This window comes from Streptomyces sp. NBC_00582, assembly GCF_036345155.1.
Classification (GTDB): Bacteria; Actinomycetota; Actinomycetes; order Streptomycetales; family Streptomycetaceae; genus Streptomyces.
Genome location: NZ_CP107772.1, coordinates 6,919,060 through 6,934,185, shown reverse-complemented (window position 1 = coordinate 6,934,185; position 15,126 = coordinate 6,919,060). Strand labels below are relative to the sequence as shown.

The following is a 15,126-nucleotide window of genomic DNA, read 5'->3' as shown; positions in this document are numbered from 1 at the left end:
CGCGTGGGCGCGCTCGTCACCGAACTCGTCACCGACGAGCGGGACTTCGCCGCTCTCGCGCCCGCCTGGGACCGCCTCCACCAGCGGTGCGCGAGCGCCACCCCGTTCCAGAACCACGCCTGGCTGCACTCCTGGTGGCTGTCCTACGGCAGCCGCGGCCGACTGCGTCTGCTGGTGGTCCGCGACGGCGCCGAACTCGTCGCCGTCGCCCCGCTGACGGCCGTCCACCGGCCGGTCCCCTCGCTGGTCCCGCTCGGCGGGGCGATCTCCGACTACGGGGACGTCCTCGTCGACGACGAACAGGGCGAACGCGCCGTCGACGCGCTCACCGAGGGCCTCGCGGCGGCCGCCCGCACCGCGCTGATCGACTTCCGCGAGGTACGGCCGGGAGGCGCGGCCGAGCGGATCCACGACCGCTGGTGCGGGCCGCGCCGCCGGGTGGACGACTCGATGTGCCTGGAGCTGCCGGCCGTCCCCATGGACGAGCTGGTCGCCCGGCTGCCGTCGGCGAAGGCCCAGCGGGTGCGGGCCAAGCTGCGCAAGCTGACCGCGCTGGGCGTGGAGCGGCACACCGTACGGCCCGACGAGGTGGACGCGGCGCTGCACCGGCTCCTGGAGCTGCACCGGCTGCAGTGGCAGGGCCGCAAGGTGACGGGCGAACATCTGCGCCCGCGCTTCCGCGAGCACCTGGTGCGCTCGGTGGGCCCGATGGTGCGCTCCGGGAACGCGGTGGTCACCGAGTTCCGGCTGGACGGCGACGTCGTGGCCGTCGATCTGACCCTGCTGTCGCGCCGGCTGGCGGGCGGCTACCTCTACGGCGCCCATCCGCGGCTGCGGGAACGCAAGGCGGACGTGGCGGTGATGCTCCTCGACGCCTGCGCCGAGCACACCCGGGGCGGCGGGCGGGCCGCGCTGAGCCTGCTGCGTGGGAACGAGCCGTACAAGCATCACTGGCGGCCCGAACCCGTCGCCAACCAGCGGCTGTTGCTGGCCCGGCGGCGCACCGCCCCGCTGCTGTCGGCGGTCCTCGGCGACGTGGCCGCGCGGCGGCGGGGCAAGGAACTGCTGCTGCGCTGGGAGCGGCGCAAGGAGCGTGCCGGTGACGGCGGGAGGGAGCGCGGCGGTGACGGCGGGACCTGACCCGGTCCCGCGGGCCGCGGGCTCACCGCTCGCGCGACCACCGGTCGAGCCGCAGGCAGAGCCGGGCGCCGAGTCCGCTCTCGAGCCACTCCCCGAGGTCGAGCGGCGAGCAGCCCGGCGGGCGCCGCGAGAACATGGGCGCCCTGGGTGGGGCGGGGGTGCCGGTGAGCGCCGGGGCGCGGTCGCCCGTACGGCCGGACAGGAGCGAGCGGTAGACCGCGGACGCCCTCGGGTTCCAGCGGCACTGCCACACCCCGTGCGGGCAGTAGTCGGTCAGCGTGTTGTAGAGGGCTCCGTGCCGGTCCATCCAGTCGAGCATGCCGCGCATGTACTGGGCGTTGTCGCCGTTGCGGAACAGTCCCCACTCGGGGTACGAGACGGGCTTGCCGTGGGCCCGGGCGAAGTCGACGTGCTCCTGGAGGCCGAGCGGCTCGGACACCTGCTCGTCGAAGGAGAGACCGGCCGGCTGGTCGTAGGCGTCCATGCCGATGATGTCGACCGTGTCGTCCCCGGGGTAGCACTCCGTCCACGGAACGGCGTCCTTGCCCCGGGTGGGCGTGAAGTCGAACCGGAACCGCTGGCCCGGCACCGCGCGCATGGCGGTGACGATCCGGTTCCAGTACGTCTTCCAGGCCGCGGGGTCCGGTCCGCAACGGTGGGTGTACGTGGTGCCGTTCATCTCCCAGCCGAGCACGATCACCGTGTCCGGCACCCCGAGCCCGACCAGCCGCTCGGCGAGGGCGCGGAAGTGATGGTCGAACTCCCCTGCGGCGCCCCGCTGGAGCAGCTCGCGCACCTCGGGGTCGACGACGCCCTCCTCGTTGCGCTCCAGCATGGGCACGTTGAGGACGAGCATCCGGTCGTCCTTCTCGCGGCGCCAGTTCGCCCACACGTCGAGGAAGCCGGGCGGGCCCTCGATGTTCTGCCACCGGTCACCCGGCAGATAGGTGTGCCCGACCCGCAGGTCGGCTCCGCCCAGCCAGTCGCTGAGCTGGGCGATCCGCGCGACACCCCGCGCGCCGAAGTCGAGGTAGGCGCCGAAGGCGGGGGTGGGCGCGGCGGACGGGGTGGGGGTGGCTTCCGGGACCGGGGACGTGGCGGGCGTGCTCTCGGCGGTCACCGGGGCCGGCGTCGGGGCGGGGACCGGCGGCTGGACGGACGGGGTCTGGGCGGACGGGGTCGGGACGGCCGGGGTCGGGGTGGTCGTCGTGGGGGCGGGGAGCGTCGGCTGCGCTCCGGCCTCCCGCGGGGGCGGCGACGGCACGGCGGGTTCCTGCGGCAGCGTCGCCTCGGCGCTCCGTGTCGGCAGTGTGCTGGGCACCGGGACGGGGTCGGCCACAGCGCGTCCGGGGCCGGACGCCAGGGCCATCGACACCGCGACCGCCGCCGTGGCGACGGCGACGGCCGACCGCCGGGACCGGGCACGTCGCTGCTGTGGGGCCATGCCGGCTCCTTTCTCACTCTCACGGGGTCGCGGGGGATGCACACGCACCACTGACACGCTCTACTGACACATAGTCATATGAAAGTCACACAAAAAGGACCGGCGCCACCGCCGCTACGGCATTCGAGTGCCCCCACTCACCCGTACCGGTGGACCCGGCACCCCACCACAGGAAGCGAAAAGCCCGTGTCGCTGCTCGACACCCGCGTCCCCGCCGTACTGCTGCGGATCGACCGGAACCCCTTTCACCACGGAACACTCGGCGCCGTGCGCTCGCTCGGCCGGGCCGGGATCGAGGTGCACGTGGTCGCCGACACGACGGGCAGCCCCGTGAGCACATCCCGGTACGTCCGCCGGCTGCATCCCCCGCCGCCGCCCGGCGCCACGCCCGCCGACATCACCTCCGTCCTGCTGCGGGTGGCCGCCCGCATCGAACGGCCCGCCGCGCTGATCCCGATGGACGACGCGAGCGCGGTCGCGGTGGCCCGGCTCGGCGAGGAGCTGACGCCCGCCTATCTGCTGCCGCAGCAGCCCGGCACGGTGCCCGAACGGGTCGCCGACAAGGCCGAGTTGGCCGCGCTGTGCGCCGCGGCCGGGGTGCCACACCCCGAGACGGAGGTCCCCGACAGCGCGGAGCAGGCCGCCCGCGCCGCGCGACGCCTCGGGCTGCCGCTGGTGGCGAAGTGGAGCAGGCCCTGGCTGCTGCCGACCGGCACCGGACTGCGCAGCACGGTCGTCGTACGCTCCGTCCACGACGCACGCGAGCTGTATCTGCGGGCGGCGGAAGCGGGCAGCCGGCTGCTGCTCCAGGCCTTCCTTCCGCCCGGCCCCGACCGGGACTGGTTCTTCCACGGGTACGCCGACCGTTCGGGGACGCTGCACGGCGGCGGGGCGGGGCGCAAGCTGTGCGCCTGGCCGCGCGGGGCCGGGCTGACCGCGGTGGGCGAGTGGACCGAGAACCCGCAGCTCGACGAACTCGCCGAACGGCTCGTCGACGCACTCGGCTACCGGGGCATCTTCGACCTCGACTTCCGCCGGTGCGGCCGGACCGGCGACCACCACCTGCTCGACTTCAACCCCCGTCCCGGCGCGCAGTTCCGGCTGTTCGCCGACGCGACCGGGCTGGACGTCGTACGCGCCCAGCACCTGGATCTGACCCACCGTCCACTGCCGGCCGGGAAGCCGTTGCCGGGGCGGATGTTCGTGGTCGAGAACTACGCGCCGCTCGCCGCGCTGCGCCCGGCTCCGCAGGGCCGTGAACTGGCCTGGTACGCCGGGGACGACCCCGCGCCCGGCCGTGCGATGCGACGGCTGTGGTGCGCCCACGTCACGCGGCGCCTGCGGGACCGCCTCCCCCGCTCCGCCCCGCCCGGACCCCGCCCGGCCGCCCTGCTCGGCCGGGTCCCGTCACCCGCAGCGGCCCCCGCGACGGAACTGGCGGGACAGGGGGAGCGGACGGAACGGGGAGAACAGGGGGAACAGACGGAGCAGACCGAGCAGGCGGACGACGAGAAGGCGGGCAGCCGCTGACGGGGCCCGTGCGGGCCGTGCGGCGCGGGTGCCGGGCGCGAGGGCGTCCGGCACCCGGCGCGATCACCGGCGGGAGGCGGTCCTGCCTCGCCGGTACAGGATGGCGCCGCCCGCGATCAGCGCGGCGCTGACGCCCGTGGCCGCCAGCATCGCCTCACTGCCGGTGTGGGACAGCTCCGGCTGCTTGTGCGGGGGGTAGGTGTGGGAGGGCGGGGTCGTGTGCGGGGGGTAGGTGTGCGGCGGGTGGGAGCCGTGGCTGGACTCGTTGTCGCCGTGCCCGGAACCACCGTGGTCGCCGTAGCCGGGCTTCTCGTGGTCGGCGTGGCCGGGCTTCTCGTGGTCGTCGTGCCCCGGCTTCCCGTGGTCACCGTGGCCAGGGTTCTCCTCGCCCCCGTACCCGGGCTTCTCGTGGTCGCCGTGGCCGGGCTTGTCGTGGCCGGGCTTCTGGTGGTCGTCGTGCCCCGGCTTCCCGTGGTCACCGTGACCGGGGCTCTCCTCGCCCCCGTACCCGGGCTTCTCGTGGTCGCCGTGACCGGGCTTGCCGTGATCACCGTGACCGGGCTTCTCGTGGTCGCCCTGGTCGGGCTTGCCGTGGTCGCCCTGGCCGGGGCTCTCCTCGCCCCCGTACCCGGGCTTCTCGTGGTCGCCGTGACCGGGCTTGCCGTGATCACCGTGACCGGGCTTCTCGTGGTCGCCCTGGTCGGGCTTGCCGTGGTCGCCCTGGCCGGGGGTCTCCTGGCCGTCGTGGTCGGGCTTCTCGTGGCTGCCGTAACCGGAGGCGTCGTCGCCGTAGCCCCCGTGGCCCTCGGACGGCGTGTCGTGGGTGGGGCTCGCGGGCTTGGCTTCCGGGGTGTCGGACGTGGTGCCGGGGGTGCTCGCCACCACGGTCGGCACACTGGTGGCCGTGGCGTCCTCGTTGGTGTCCGCGACGGCGACGCCACCGCACAAATACAGGATGCTCGTCGCGGCGGCGGCCGCGACCATCCCTTTTCTCAGGCTCTGTCGCACTCTCGTTGTCTTCCTGCTTGAGAAGAAGTGGGAAAAGCCGGCCCCGGAACACGCGAAAGCTGTCCCGGGGCCGGCCTCGGCCCAGCCGGAGGGCTGGAAATGGCGTGGCGTCAGCGGTTGCTGCAGTGGTTGCCGAAGGTCGGGTTCAGCGCCCCGGGCAGGTTGAGCGTGTTACCGCACACGTTGGCGTTGAAGTCGATCGGGATCTGGACCACATTTCCGGACAGGAAGCCCGGGGAATGGGACGCGATGCCGATGGTCTCGTTGTCGGCGAACGCCGGAGTGGCGGCACCCAGGGCCAGAATCAGACCCGCCACAACAGCAGCACTCTTCTTCATGAATCTTCCCTTCTCTGCGGCCATGCCTCGTTGTCGGTCGGAACCGAGCGAGCGCATTCGGATCGGCTCGCACCATGACCCGCAGGCTGCACACGAGAGATTGACGGCGCGGGAAAGCGGCGAACGCGTGCGGTCGGGGTATTCACTCGAATGTCTTCATATAAAAATCCGGACGGCCCCGCATCCTCGTCAGGGTTTCATGTCTTTCCGGATCCGGCGGTAATGGGCCATCCGAGTGAAGAGGGACAACCAAACACGGCCTGGACAGTTGGTCAGAGCGCTCCGATGGACGGGGTTTCTCCTGAAGGGACTTAGTAAGTGATCAAGAAGGTTCTGGCCACCGCCGCGGTCGCCGCCTCCGTCGTCGGCGCCTCCGTCGCCGCCGCAGTTCCGGCACTGGCCATCGGCAACGACAGCGGCCCGACGTCCGCCAGCGGCAACGGAGCCCACCAGTCGTTCGGGAACTCGGCCACCTTCGGCAACATGAGCCCGCAGATGGCGCTCATCCAGGGTTCCCTCAACAAGCCGTGCGTCGCCCTGCCGACCAAGGTCAACACCATTCCGGTCCCTGCCGGCCTCGCGCTCCAGGACGTCCCGATCCTGTCGTCGTCGAACAACCAGCAGTGCGTGGAGAACTCCACCCAGGTGGACGGCGACGACCCGCTCTCGCACCTCCTGGACGACCTCGCGCTCCTCTCGGGCAACGGCGCGGCCAACCACTGAGCCACGCCTCCCCGATCTCCACAGCGAGTGAGGCGCGCGCGATCGCGCGACCCCATGTGCTGCTCCAATCGGGGCAACGTACGCAACCTACGGCCGGGTCGGGGCGTTGACGATCACGCAACTCCTCCCCCGGAGCCCGCTTTTCGAAGGGAAAGAACATGAAGAAGCTGTGGGCAACCGCGGCTGTCGCCGCGTCCCTGGCCGGTCTCGCGGCCGTCTCCGCTCCCCAGGCCCTGGCCATCGGGGACGACAACGGCCCGACGTCCGCCAGCGGCAACGGCGCCTCGCAGGAGTTCGGCAACTCGGCCACGTTCGGCGACATGAGCCCGCAGCTCTCGCTGATCCAGGGTTCGCTGAACAAGCCCTGCCTCGCCCTGCCGACCAAGGCCAACACCATCGTCACCCCTGCCGGCCTCGCGCTCCAGGACTCCCCGATCCTGTCGTCGTCGAACAACCAGCAGTGCGTGGAGAACTCCACCCAGGTGGACGGCGACGACCCGCTGTCGCACGTCCTGGACGACCTCGCGCTCCTCTCGGGCAACGGCGCCCGCAACGGCTGAGCTTCGGCCTGACACACCGCCACGGCGGGTCACCGGTTCTCCGGTGGCCCGCCGTTCGCGTGCGTCACGTGCGGTACAGGTCCTCGATCGCGTCCGCGTACCTCGCCGTCACCGCGTGCCGCTTCACCTTCAACGACGGCGTGAGCAGGCCGTTGGCCTCGGTGAACTCGCCTTCGACCAGGGTGAACGCGCGGATCGACTCGGCGCGGGAGACGGCCTCGTTGGCGTAGTCGACGGCCCTTTGGACCTCGGCGCGCAGGCGAGGATCCCGGGCGAGTTCGGCGAGCGGGGTGTCGGCGGGGAGCTTGCGCACGGACAGCCAGTGGGCGACGGCGTCGGGGTCGAGGGTGATCAGGGCGCCGACGAAGGCGCGGTTGTCGCCGACGACCAGGCACTGGCCGACGGGGGCGCGGCTGCGCAGCCGGTCCTCCAGGACGGCCGGGGAGACGTTCTTGCCGCCGGAGGTGACCAGGAGGTCCTTCTTGCGGCCGGTGATGGTGAGATAGCCGTCCTCGTCGAGGGCGCCGAGGTCACCGGTGGCGAACCAGTCGTCGGTGAGGACCTCGGCGGTGGCGGCCGGGTTGTTCCAGTAGGCGGGGAAGACGACCCCGCCCCTGATCAGGATCTCCCCGTCGTCGGCGATACGGACGGCGGTGCCGGGGACGGGTTGGCCGACCGTGCCGGGCCGGGGTCTCAGCGGCGGGACGAGGGTGGCGGCGGCGGTGGTCTCCGTGAGGCCGTAGCCCTCGTAGACGATGATGCCCGCGGCGTAGAAGAAGAGGCTCAGGGTGCGGTCGAGCGGGGAGCCGCCGCTGATGGCGTAGCGCATCCGGCCGCCGAGTTCCTTGCGGATGCGGCGGTAGACCAGCAGGTCGTACAGGGCCCAGGCGGCGTAGAGGCCGGGGCCGGGGCCCTTGCCGCGGTCGAGGAACTTGTTCAGGTACGCCTCCGCGAAGCGTACGGCGATGCGTTCGGCGCGGTCGAAGGAGGCGCCGCGGCCGATCTTCTCTGCGGTGGCGCGGCCGGTGTCGTGGATGCGCTCGAAGAGATAGGGCACGCCGACCAGGAAGGTGGGCCTGAACTCCTTGAGGGCGGGCCGCAGCTCGTCGGGTCTGACGCTCGGGAAGTGGCCGGTCTCGATGCGGGCCAGCAGACAGGCGATCTGCAGGGTGCGGCCCATGATGTGGGCGAGGGGCAGGAAGAGGAGGGTGGAGGCGGTCTCGCCGGTGACCTCCTTGAAGATCGGATGAAGCAGTTCGAGGAGGTTGGCGGCCTCGGCGTGCAGATTGGCGTGGGTGAGGACACAGCCCTTGGGGCGGCCCGTGGTGCCCGAGGTGTAGCAGAGGGTGGCGGTGGTGTCGGGGGTGAGGGCCGCGCGGCGCTTGGTGACCTCCTCGTCGGGGAGGTCCCGGCCGAGGGCGGTGAGCTCGCCGACGGCGTCCGCGTCGAGTTCGAGGATCTTCGGGGGCCGTGGGTGGTGGGCGGTGCCGGTGGTGGCCGTGGCCGCGTTCTCGGCGTTCTCCACGACGAGGAGCGTGGCGCCGGAGTCGCGGACGATCCAGTCGACCTGGTCGGCGGAGGAGGTGGCGTAGATCGGGACGGTCAGACCGCCGGCCGCCCAGACGGCGAAGTCCAGGAGGGTCCACTCGTAGCGGGTGCGGGACATGATCGCGACCCGGCCGCCCGGTTCCAGGCCCTGGGCGATGAGGCCCTTCGCCGCCGCGGTGACCTCGGCGGCGAAGGCGGTGGCGGTGACCGGGTGCCAGCCGTCGCCGTGCCGGCGCCGCAAGACGACGGCGTCGGGTGCCTCGGCCGCGTTGGTGAAGGGCAGGTCGGCCGTGCTGCCCGTGGCCGGCGGCTCCACCAGGGGCGCGGTCCTGGCCTCCCGTACGGCTCCGGAGGCGTCCCTCGTCACCTCGACACGGGTGCGGGAGGCGAGATCGGTGCGTCGCTTCGCGCGCTTCAGATCCTTGCGTACGCCCATGACGGCTCCCGTGTACTGGCGTCCTGCACTGGTACCGGTGGGTCAACTTACCCGTAAGTAAGGAAAATTCAACGCCCCCGGCACAGCCGCCGTCTCAGTCGTTCGCCGGCGCCGGCCGGTCCCCGTCGCCGTCGTCCTCGGGCTCGTCCAGGCCGCCGATCCGGTCCGCCTGGTCGATGGCCTCGGCGAGGCGCCGTACGTCCTGGTCCTCGGTGCGGTCCGCCAGGTCGTGGGCGCGGGAGGACAGTTCCGTGAGGGAGGGGGCGTCGGGCAGCGGGGTCTCGGCGTGGCGCAGGATGTCGGCGAAGTAGGCGGCGGTCGCCGTGACCTGGAAGCGGGCGGGGGCGGTGGAGAGGGACTCGGCGAGGCCCTCGGTCGTCAGGCGGCCGGAGTTCTCGTGCGGGGCGCGGGTGGCGGGGTCCAGCCAGCGGACGGTGGCGGTGGCGAGGGGGCCCTCGGCGCCGGGGCGGGTGCGGACGGCGTAGAGGGCGGTGACGGTGTGTCCGGGGCCGACCTCGCCGCCGTCGACCCGGTCGTCGCGGAAGTCGTCGTCGGCGACGGCGCGGTCGTCGTAGCCGACGAGCCGGAAGTCGGCGACCGTCTCGGGGTCGAAGGCGACCTGGGCCTTGGCGTCACGGGCGGTCAGCTCGATGTTCTGCGGGAGGTCGGTGCAGAACGCCTCGCGGGCCTCGTCGTCGGAGGCGACGTACGTGGTGTGGCCGTCGCCCCTGTCGGCGAGGCGTTCCATGAGGGCGTCGCCGTAGGTGCTGCCGACCCCGACGCCGAAGAGGGTGATCCCGTGCTCGCGGCGGGCGGTGTCGATGCGTTCCAGGATCGCGTCGGCGTCGGTCTCGCCGGTGTTGGCGAGGGCGTCGGAGACCAGCACGACCCGGTTGGTGGCGCCCTCGCGCAGGCCCTCGACGGCGGTGTCGTAGCCGGTCCTCACCCCGGCGCCGAGGTTGGTGGAGTCGTCGGGCCTCAGCCGGTCGATCGCGTCGTGGACGCGGGCGCGGTGGTCGCCGAGGCGGGTCATGGGCAGGACGGTCTCGGCGTCGGCGCTGAAGGTGACGAGGGCGACGGAGTCGTCGTCGCGCAGCCGGTCGGTCATCGTGTCGAGGGAGCGCCGGGCGAGGTCCAGCCGGCCCGGTTCGCCCATCGAGCCGGAGACGTCGACGACGAAGGTGAGGGCGGCGGGCGGGCGTTCGCCGTCGTCGGCGGCGGCGCGGGTGGCGAGGCCCACGCGGACCAGGGACCAGTCGTCGCCGCCGGTGCGGGCGCCGTCGACGGTGACCGAGAAGCCGTCGCCGTCGGGGCGTTCGTAGTCCTGGCGGAAGCTGTTGACGAACTCCTCGGGGCGGACCGTCGAGGGGTCGGGCAGCGCGCCGTCGGCGAGGGTGCGGCGGGCGTAGCCGTAGGAGGCGGTGTCGACGTCGAGGGCGAAGGTGGAGAGACGGTCGCCGCCCTCGACTTCCGTGGCGGGCGCGTCCGGTGCGGGGAAGGCCTCGCTGCCCCGCGCCGCCCCGTCGGAGGCCTTGCCGGCCGAGGAGTCGCCGGCGCCGCAGCCGGTGAGCAGGAGTGCGGTGGCGAGGGTCAGCAGTACCGGTGTGCGGTGGGTGCTCCTCGTCCGTGCCGTCGTCCGTGCCGTCGTCCGTGTCATCGTCCGTGCCCCCTGTGTCCGTCGACGTGTGTGACTGTGACGGGACAGGGGGCGGGAACGTGCGGTACGGGAGGTTGCGGACCGGTTGCGAACGGGTCTCAGGACACGATGTCCTTGCGGGCGAACCCGCGGAAGGCCAGGGCGAACAGGACGAGGGCGTACGTCACGGAGACGGCCGTGCCTTGGAGCATGCCGGCCCATTCCGGGTCGGGCTGGACGGCGTCGGCCCAGGCGAACTGCCAGTGCGCGGGCAGGAAGTCGCGCCAGTCGCCGAGCGCGGTGACGGCGTCCAGGACGTTGCCGATGATGGTCAGGCCGACCGCGCCGCCGACCGCGCCGAGGGCGGCGTCGGTCTTCGTCGACAGCCAGAAGGCGAGCCCGGCGGTGACCAGTTGGGACACGAAGATGAATCCGACGACGACGACCAGCCGCTGTGCCGCCGTGCCGGAGTCGAGGGTGCCGCCGGTGGGCAGCTCCAGCGGTCCCCAGCCGTAGGCGGCGGTTCCGACGGCGAGGGCGACGACCGGCAGCAGGATCATCGCGGCCAGGCTGAGCGTGAGGCCGACGACGAGCTTGGACCAGAGCAGCCGGGCCCGGGGCACGGGCGCCGCGAGCAGATAGCGCAGGGAGGACCAGCCGGCCTCCGAGGCGACCGTGTCCCCGCAGAACAGGGCGACGGGGATGACCAGCAGGAAGCCCGCCGACACGAAGAGGTTGACGGCGGCGAAGTTGCCGGCGGACGCGGTCGCCGTGTCCATCAGGGTGACCTGGTTGTTGCGGCCGCCCGGCTCGCCGCCGATGGCGAAGGCGATGAGCAGGACGAACGGCAGGGCGGCGAGGATGCCGCCCATGACGATCGTGCGGCGGCGCTTGAGCTGGCGGACCAGCTCGACGCGCACCGGCAGGGTGCGGCCTGCCTGGTAGCCGGAGGCGACCTCGGTGAGCGTGCTCATGCGGAACCTCCGATCAGGGTGAGGAAGGCGTCCTCCAGACGGCGGTGCGGGCCGACCGACTGCACGGGGACGTCCAGCCGGACGAGTTCGGCGACCAGCCGCTGGGCGCTGCCGTCGGCGTCGAGCCGTACGAGCAGTCCGTCGTCGGTGCGGTCGGCCGAGGCGATACCGGGCAGCGCGGCCAGCTTCTCCAGGACGGGCTCCTCCACCGGGGTGGCGGTGCCGACGAGGAGGGTGTCGCCGGAGCCGACGATCTCACCGACGGGACCGGCCTGGACGAGCCGGCCCCGGTCCATGACCACGAGGTGGGTGCAGGACTGTTCGACCTCCGCCAGCAGATGGCTGGAGACGATGACCGTGCGTCCGGCGGCCGCGTACCGGATCATCACCTCGCGCATCTCGCGGATCTGCGGCGGGTCGAGTCCGTTGGTCGGCTCGTCGAGGATCAGCAGGTCCGGCAGACCCAGCATGGCCTGGGCGATGGCCAGGCGCTGGCGCATGCCCTGGGAGTACGTCCGTACGGCGCGGGCCAGGGCGTCGCCGAGGCCCGCGATCTCCAGGGCCTCCGCCATGTGGGCGTCCTCGGCGGGGCGGCCGGTGGCCTTCCAGTACAGCTCCAGGTTCTCCCGGCCGGTGAGGTGCGGCAGGAAGCCCGCGCCCTCGACGAAGGAGCCGACCCGGGACAGGACGGGGGCGCCGGGGCGGACGGCGTGGCCGAAGACGCGGATCTCGCCCTCGTCGGGCTTGATCAGGCCCATCAGCATGCGCAGGGTGGTGGTCTTGCCGGCGCCGTTGGGGCCGAGGAGGCCCAGCACCTGGCCCTTCTCCACCTGGAAGGAGAGCTCGCGGACGCTGTAGCGGTCGCCGCCCGCGTACTTCTTGCTGAGTCCGGCTATCTGCAGCGGGACCTCGGCGAGCTCCGGGTCGGGGGCCGGCATCGCGGTGCGGCGGCGGCCGGTCAGCAGCAGCGCCAGGGCGAGGGCGGCGCCCGCGAGGGGGAGCCACCACACCCAGGAGGGGAGCGGGGCGGCGGCGGTGGTGACACCGGGTGCCGTCGGAACGCGCAGAGCGCTCTTCACGGACACGGTGTACGTCGCCGGGGCGGCCGGGGAGGCGTAGCCGAGGTCGGTGGAGGCGAGGACCAGGCGCAGCCGGTGGCCGTCCTCGATGTCGTGGTCGACCGCCGGGAGGGTGATCGTGACGTCCTGGCCGGCCTTGGCGTCCTCGACGCGGACCGGGGAGACGAGCTGCGAGGGGAGCTCCTGGGTGCCGCCGGGGCCGACGTCGTACACCTTGGCGAAGAGGACGGCCTCGTCGGTCGTGGACTTCACGTGGACGGTGACCGTCGGGGAGCCGGTGATCCGCAGCTCGCCGCTCACGGGCGCGGACTCGAAGGCGGCGTACTGGCCCGGGAAGTCGAGCGAGACGCCGACGCCGAACGCGGAGAGCTGTCCGAGGGCGGAGCCGCCGAGGCCGGGCAGGGCGGACAGCGCGGGCGGGCTGGCGCCGGCGGGGTTGTCGAAGGACTGCTCGCGGCCGGTCAGGGCGATGGCCTCGCGGTCGCTCTCCAGGCCGGGGTAGCTGTCGCCGCTCGCGCCGCGCAGCGGGACGGTGCCGTCGGTGGAGTCGACGCCTCCGGTACGGGTGACACGGAAGGCGGGGCCGGTGTCGACGCCCTTCTCACCCTTGAGGTAGCGGTCGAACCAGGCGGTGACACGGGTCTGGACGCGGCTGGTCTCCAGGTTGCCGCCGTCGTGGCCGCCCGCGATCCAGTCGACGTCGACGGGGGCGCCGTTGGCCTTGATCGCCTTCTCGGCGGCGTCCGCCTGGGCGAGGGTGAACAGGGAGTCGGCCTGGCCCTGGACGAGGAGGGTGGGGACCTTGATGCGGTCGGCGACGGCGGACGGCGAGCGCTCCTCGAGCATCGCGCGGGCGGCGGCGTCCGGGGTGCCGGACTCGGCGACCCGCTGGTACATCGCGCACAGGGCGGGCTCGAACTTGGCGCAGCCGCCGGCCGTGTTGAAGAAGATGCCGGTCCACAGCTTCTTGTACACGCCGTCGGGGAACAGGGCGTCCGCGAGGTTCCAGTACGTGATCGACGGGGCGATGGCGTCGACCCGGTCGTCGTACCCGGCGGCGAGCAGGGAGATCGCGCCGCCGTAGGAGGCACCGGCCACGCCGACGCGGGGGTCGCCCTTCTTGTCCAGCTCCACCTGGGGCCGGCCGGCGAGCCAGTCGATCAGCTTCGAGACGTCGGCGACCTCGCCCTTGGGGTCGTTCAGCCCGATCTTGCCGGTGGACTTGCCGAAGCCGCGCGCCGACCAGGTGAGGACCGCGTACCCGTCGCGGGCGAGGTCCTCGGCCTGCTGCCGTACGTCGTCCTTGGTGCCGCCGAAGCCGTGTCCGAGGAGGACGGCGGGGCGCCGGCCGGAGCCGCCGGCGGTGAAGTAGGAGGTGTCCAGGCGTACGCCGTCCACGGACATCACCTGATCGCTCTGGCGCACCGCCGGACGGCCGTCGTCATCGGCGACGGCCGTCCACGTACCGGCACCGGCGAGTACGACGACGGCGGCCGCGGCGGCGAGAAGCCGTCGCGGCCGCCGTGGTCCTCGCAGACCGGGCAGTCGAAGATCCATGCTTCAACGGTACGGGGTCAACCTGTCGGGAAGTTGTCGACCGGAGACCGAACTCCGGGCCCTCCCGGGGGCGTACGGGGCGGTGCCGTCGTACACCAGGCGTGGTACGCCGACCCCTCCCGTCCCAGCAGCAACCTTCCGAAGTGTCCGGAAATGCTCCTCTCAGCCCCGCGTCACCCTGCCACACTGACCGGCAGCGAGCGCCCGCTGGACGAAGGCGGAGAACACCTTCATGACCGATGGCACTGCTCTGCCGGGTTCAGGGCACCTCGACGACCGTCAGCACCGGGTACGCCGCAATCCGACCCTCTTCACCACGCCGGTCGTCCTGCTCGTCGTGCTGATCGTCATGCTGGTCTGGGAACTGATCCGGGCGAACCTGTCCCCCTCCCGCACGGGGCACTGGCCGTGGCGGCTCACCCTGCTCGACCAGGAAGCGCTCTGCAGCCTTCTCGCCGTGTCGCTGGCCTTCGTGTTCGCCCGCGCCCAGTTCGCGAGAACCGTCCGGCCGATCATCGGTTGGAACGGGCGGGTGATCAGCGACATCCCCGGGACGACCGGCGCGATCACCTGGGTCGTGGGCATCCGGAACGGTGGGATGCACAGTGCGGCCCTGGAGAGCATCGCCTACCACGTGCAGCCCAAGGGCCAACCGGTACCGGCCGCCGAGGTGCGGTGGAAGGGCTACGAGGCGACCGTCGCCGAGCTGGAGGCGCTGGGCCTGCGCCTGGGAAAGGACTTCGAGCTGAACGCGCTCGGCGTCGGCACCCCACTCGGCGTCACGACCAACCGGGACGGTTTGTACGCCGCGCGTTTCTCGCCGCCCGCACTGGCCGCTCTGGACAATCTGTACATCCGTATACGAGTGATCGACGCAGTGGGAGACACCCCTGAGCGAATCCTTCACTGCCTCCGAGCAGCCGAAGTCGAGATACGCAGTGCCATCGCCGCAGAAGAGCCCTGATCGCACCGCTTCCCGCCTCGGAGGCGCGAACCAGGAGCCGAAGACTCCGGAAGGCGAGGGAGAACCGGGTCATGAGTACGGACACTGGCCAGTCACCTTCCAGTCCTGCATCTGAGGACGGCGTCGGACGGCCCACGACGCGGCCGTTGCACCAGCTCGTGCTCAAGGTCCACAGCCGCTGCGACCTCG

The 15,126-nt window shown here is 72.5% G+C and carries 12 protein-coding genes; 5 read left to right on the top strand and 7 right to left on the bottom strand.

Going from position 1 to position 15,126, the window contains the following annotated elements:
* Nucleotides 1-3 precede the first annotated feature (3 nt).
* Nucleotides 4-1,140, top strand: a complete 1,137-nt coding sequence (locus OG852_RS31295) for a GNAT family N-acetyltransferase (RefSeq protein ID WP_330351531.1) — start codon at nucleotides 4-6, stop codon at nucleotides 1,138-1,140.
* Between the two features lie 22 nt (nucleotides 1,141-1,162).
* Here OG852_RS31295 and OG852_RS31290 read toward each other — a convergent pair whose 3' ends face one another.
* Complete coding sequence (locus OG852_RS31290) at nucleotides 1,163-2,584, bottom strand: glycoside hydrolase family 26 protein (RefSeq protein ID WP_330349681.1); 1,422 nt, start codon at nucleotides 2,582-2,584, stop codon at nucleotides 1,163-1,165.
* Nucleotides 2,585-2,770: 186 nt separating this feature from the next.
* On the opposite strand from OG852_RS31290, the gene OG852_RS31285 reads away from it, so the two are divergent.
* Nucleotides 2,771-4,114 (top strand): carboxylate--amine ligase, encoded by a 1,344-nt coding sequence (locus OG852_RS31285; protein ID WP_330349680.1) that lies wholly within the window; start codon nucleotides 2,771-2,773, stop codon nucleotides 4,112-4,114.
* 63 nt (nucleotides 4,115-4,177) lie between these two features.
* Here the strand turns inward: OG852_RS31285 and OG852_RS31280 are convergent, their stop codons facing one another.
* Both OG852_RS31280 and OG852_RS31275 read right to left on the bottom strand, forming a co-directional pair.
* A complete protein-coding gene (locus OG852_RS31280; RefSeq protein ID WP_330349679.1) occupies nucleotides 4,178-5,122 on the bottom strand; it encodes a hypothetical protein in 945 nt (314 codons plus the stop codon).
* A gap of 110 nt (nucleotides 5,123-5,232) precedes the next feature.
* The gene (locus OG852_RS31275) at nucleotides 5,233-5,460 is read right to left on the bottom strand and encodes a chaplin (protein ID WP_133911392.1); all 228 of its coding nucleotides are present in this window, start codon (nucleotides 5,458-5,460) and stop codon (nucleotides 5,233-5,235) included.
* A gap of 318 nt (nucleotides 5,461-5,778) precedes the next feature.
* Between OG852_RS31275 and OG852_RS31270 the strand changes: the two genes are divergently transcribed.
* Both OG852_RS31270 and OG852_RS31265 read left to right on the top strand, forming a co-directional pair.
* A complete protein-coding gene (locus OG852_RS31270; protein ID WP_133911391.1) occupies nucleotides 5,779-6,183 on the top strand; it encodes a rodlin in 405 nt (134 codons plus the stop codon).
* A 158-nt stretch (nucleotides 6,184-6,341) separates the two neighbouring features.
* Nucleotides 6,342-6,743, top strand: a complete 402-nt coding sequence (locus tag OG852_RS31265; RefSeq protein WP_133911390.1) for a rodlin — start codon at nucleotides 6,342-6,344, stop codon at nucleotides 6,741-6,743.
* A 64-nt stretch (nucleotides 6,744-6,807) separates the two neighbouring features.
* Here OG852_RS31265 and OG852_RS31260 read toward each other — a convergent pair whose 3' ends face one another.
* The 4 genes from OG852_RS31260 to OG852_RS31245 all read right to left on the bottom strand — a co-directional run bounded on the left by OG852_RS31260 (nucleotide 6,808) and on the right by OG852_RS31245 (nucleotide 13,973).
* Nucleotides 6,808-8,727: an AMP-dependent synthetase/ligase gene (locus OG852_RS31260; protein ID WP_330349678.1), complete on the bottom strand. Its 1,920-nt coding sequence runs from the start codon at nucleotides 8,725-8,727 to the stop codon at nucleotides 6,808-6,810.
* A 94-nt stretch (nucleotides 8,728-8,821) separates the two neighbouring features.
* Nucleotides 8,822-10,384, bottom strand: coding sequence for a vWA domain-containing protein (locus tag OG852_RS31255; RefSeq protein WP_330349677.1), 1,563 nt, complete (start codon nucleotides 10,382-10,384; stop codon nucleotides 8,822-8,824).
* A gap of 98 nt (nucleotides 10,385-10,482) precedes the next feature.
* A complete protein-coding gene (locus tag OG852_RS31250; RefSeq protein WP_330349676.1) occupies nucleotides 10,483-11,337 on the bottom strand; it encodes an ABC transporter permease in 855 nt (284 codons plus the stop codon).
* Entirely contained in the window at nucleotides 11,334-13,973 is a 2,640-nt protein-coding gene (locus tag OG852_RS31245; RefSeq protein WP_133911386.1) for an alpha/beta fold hydrolase, read from the bottom strand. Before OG852_RS31245 ends, OG852_RS31250 begins: the two co-directional genes overlap by 4 nt.
* Before the next feature lie 232 nt (nucleotides 13,974-14,205).
* Here OG852_RS31245 and OG852_RS31240 point away from each other — a divergent pair, with 232 nt between their 5' ends.
* Nucleotides 14,206-14,937 (top strand): hypothetical protein, encoded by a 732-nt coding sequence (locus OG852_RS31240; protein ID WP_330349675.1) that lies wholly within the window; start codon nucleotides 14,206-14,208, stop codon nucleotides 14,935-14,937.
* Nucleotides 14,938-15,126 lie beyond the last annotated feature (189 nt).

Bases quoted from the DNA above. Each gene is read 5' to 3' on its own strand.
- OG852_RS31255 (WP_330349677.1), bottom strand. From the start codon at position 10,384: ATGACACGGACGACGGCACGGACGACGGCACGGACGAGGAGCACCCAC.
- OG852_RS31240 (WP_330349675.1), top strand. From the start codon at position 14,206: ATGACCGATGGCACTGCTCTGCCGGGTTCAGGGCACCTCGACGACCGT.
- OG852_RS31290 (WP_330349681.1), bottom strand. From the start codon at position 2,584: ATGGCCCCACAGCAGCGACGTGCCCGGTCCCGGCGGTCGGCCGTCGCC.
- OG852_RS31260 (WP_330349678.1), bottom strand. From the start codon at position 8,727: ATGGGCGTACGCAAGGATCTGAAGCGCGCGAAGCGACGCACCGATCTC.
- OG852_RS31245 (WP_133911386.1), bottom strand. From the start codon at position 13,973: ATGGATCTTCGACTGCCCGGTCTGCGAGGACCACGGCGGCCGCGACGG.
- OG852_RS31250 (WP_330349676.1), bottom strand. From the start codon at position 11,337: ATGAGCACGCTCACCGAGGTCGCCTCCGGCTACCAGGCAGGCCGCACC.
- OG852_RS31275 (WP_133911392.1), bottom strand. From the start codon at position 5,460: ATGAAGAAGAGTGCTGCTGTTGTGGCGGGTCTGATTCTGGCCCTGGGT.
- OG852_RS31265 (WP_133911390.1), top strand. From the start codon at position 6,342: ATGAAGAAGCTGTGGGCAACCGCGGCTGTCGCCGCGTCCCTGGCCGGT.